The organism is Idiomarina sp. UBA4206 (genome assembly GCF_002383015.1).
Taxonomy (GTDB): domain Bacteria; phylum Pseudomonadota; class Gammaproteobacteria; order Enterobacterales; family Alteromonadaceae; genus Idiomarina; species Idiomarina abyssalis.
Window position 1 is genome coordinate 5420 of the sequence record NZ_DFTS01000030.1, and the last position, 2122, is coordinate 7541.

General features: G+C 48.8%; 3 protein-coding genes. All 3 read right to left on the minus strand.

Translation table 11 applies throughout. The features are described from left to right. Positions 1 to 556: alpha/beta fold hydrolase (locus B3180_RS06300; protein WP_286843590.1), on the minus strand; the 556-nt coding region annotated here is incomplete at its 3' end. Further along, positions 553 to 1914 (minus strand): sensor histidine kinase, encoded by a 1362-nt coding sequence (locus tag B3180_RS06305; RefSeq protein ID WP_278358922.1) that lies wholly within the window; start codon positions 1912 to 1914, stop codon positions 553 to 555. The genes B3180_RS06300 and B3180_RS06305, both read right to left, overlap by 4 nt. Then, positions 1911 to 2122, minus strand: a 212-nt coding sequence (locus B3180_RS06310) for a winged helix-turn-helix domain-containing protein (RefSeq protein ID WP_286843592.1), incomplete at its 5' end; no start/stop codon positions are given. The genes B3180_RS06305 and B3180_RS06310, both read right to left, overlap by 4 nt.

A 2122-nucleotide genomic window follows, 5' to 3' on the forward strand; every position in this document is an offset into this window, starting at 1 on the left:
ATACCCAGCGCGCCAGCCAATAAGGGACTTTACCGGTTTCGATAGAGAACATGGGAGCGGATAAAATCAGCTTATTGTATGGGTGGCTACAAGTCGCACAGTAAATTGTCGCAATGGTGCCACCCATTGAATGAGCAAATAAGGTTTTAGGGACATTACCAAATAAACTTGTTAATTGTTCGGTAAAATCTGAGAAATCGCGGACAAAATCGTCAAAGTTGTCGACATGTCCCTGATGATGATTGGCCGTCAACCGAGCCGATAAACCCTGGCCTCGATGGTCCAGCGCCGCCACGGAAAAGCCTTGCTGGGCCAACTCCCAAAACAGCGCCTGATATTTAAGAGCCGACTCTATCCGACCCGGAGCAATGACCACTAATGGTGCATCGGCGCTATGTTTATAGTAAGCGAAATGTAACTGGATACCGTCGAATGCCTTGAAGTATTCAGAGATAACCTGTTGTTCCCAAAAGGGTTCGACCTGATTTTTGAAAAACTCCGGCCACTCAGGGGTATCATCTGCAGGCCGCTGATGTTGTCTATCGGGTTGCTTCATGTATTTGGTTCAGGCTGACTTTTAGGTAAGTCTAACACGACTTCCAGTCCTCCTTCAGAGTGATTACTGGCTTTTAATTCGCCCCCTAAAACAGCCGCAGCACGATGACTTAAGGCCAACCCAAGACCAACTCCGGCCTTATGGTGACGAGCCGGGTCGCCGCGGTAAAATGGGACAAACAGTTTTTCTAATGTACTTTCATCCACACCCGGACCATGGTCACGAATACGAATGCGGCACCCTTCGCCATAATCGTCATAAGAAAGTTCGACTTTATCATCAGTGTAATGCAGCGCATTACGAACAATATTTTCCAGCACCAGCCGGAGCAATTCAGAGTCAGTATCAATAATAGGCCAGTCGCCATTTTGCTGAATCAGGCGCCCACCAACCTCCGGGTTCTGATAGCACATATCACCAATAAGTTGTTGCACTAACTCACCGCTGTCCAGATTCTCATGATTAAGCTCTACCAGGCCGTTCTCTAACCGCGATAATGACAAAATTCGTTCAATGATTACGCTGAGGCGTTCGGTATCGCGACTCAGTTGCTGCCAATTTGGGTCGTCCTCATTACAGTCAGCTAAATCAAGGGCAACCTGCATACGTGCCATCGGCGAGCGCAGCTCATGCGATACATCACTCAGTAAACGCCGTTGGGCATCGCGCGATGTCGCTAAATCGACAGCACCCTGGGACAACGCTCGCGCCAGTTCGCCAATTTCATCACCGCGTTTTGGTAGCCGCTTTAATTCAGGAGTTGCACTACCGTCAGCTACCTCTCGCATAGCCAAAATCATTCGTCGTATTGGGCGGATAAGCCAAATGCCCAGTAAAACGGCAAGTAAACCACTACCCACCAACAAGGTAAGTAAGCGCGCCCGGGTTGACTCTCTTTCTAACTGCTCCCGGTTAACTTGCTCATCAATACCCAGAGGTTTAGTGACCAATATTTTATTGCCGTCCAGTTCAAACGGGCCCATCAGCAAACGTTCGTCCAGAGGTATTTGTTGAGGTGAAGTTTGCCCCAGCATACGCAACAAGGTTGAGCCGTGACTGACTCTCAGCATTTCGTCCATCAACAGCTTTTCACTGCCTTCCACAGACAGCTGAGCAGCCACGCGGTAGTCGCCAGCGATTAAACGCCCAGGTTGCAAAGATTGAAAAGTTAAAGCATCGCTGAGTAGCGGTTGTAGAGTTTGATAAATATCCGGCTCCAGCGGCTTTAACTCTGCTTTCGGTTTATTCCAAACCGCTAACAGATAACCGCTGGCCGCTGTGACCGACAGCAACGCCCAGAAAATAAAAAGTAACCTTAGGGCTAGCGATCGATACCACCGCGTACGCCGGTTTCTCATAAGCTGGCGATCAGTCGATAGCCACGGCCGCGAATGGTTTGAATACGATCAGGTTTCGTCGGAAACTTTTTACGAATGTTACTGATATGCACATCCAGACTGCGATCAAAAGGCTCCATTTTACGCCCCAGTGCCGCAACCGATAATTGATCTTTACTCACCATTTGGCCCGCTTGCTGCATTAAACAGCGCAGAATATCGAATTCAG